Raw genomic sequence first — 649 nt, 5'->3', positions numbered from 1 at the left:
CATTCGTATCTGTTAAGATTACTGCGAACTCTTCTCCTCCCAATCGACCTATAAAGTCGCTGCCACGAATGACTCCTTGGCAAACGTGAGCAATGCGAGTGATAACATGATCACCAGAAAAATGGCCAACTCTATCATTAATATCTTTGAAGTGATCAATATCGATCATCAAGCATGAAAGTGTTTTAGAACGTTTTGTATGTTGAATGATCGCATTATCTAAATTGGAGATAAACGCCCGACGGTTGAGAAGACCAGTAAGTGCATCAGTTTCTGATAATTGTTTAAGGCGTTGCTCTAGTAAATGAGTCTTGGTGATATCACGTACAGACCAGATCACCAGTTTGTTTGCATTTTCAGGAGCGTTAACTGGTTTGATAATCGCCTAAACACACATTTCTTCTGGATTTTCCAACGCTTCTAGCTCTTCTATAGGCAGGAGTAGGTGGTCATGCAGAGAAAGGTTGTATTTCACGACTTTCGTTTCGTTATCTTGCATAACGTCAAAAATAAACCCCATGAGTTCATCTGCTTTGGTTGGGGAAAGGACATCGCTAAGCTGTAAGCCAGTGTAGCGTTCTGCGTTGAACGTTTTGGAGTGGTGGGTACCACCAAAGCTTTCAATATAGCGCCCGCTTTCGTCTAGGAT

General features: G+C 41.9%; 1 pseudogene. It reads right to left on the bottom strand.

Annotated elements, in window-relative coordinates:
- Nucleotides 1-649: pseudogene (locus R7093_RS26040) on the bottom strand (GGDEF domain-containing protein); the annotation flags it as partial.

This window comes from Vibrio sp. 1580, assembly GCF_033340055.1.
This window is presented reverse-complemented; position numbering and strand designations above follow the sequence as displayed.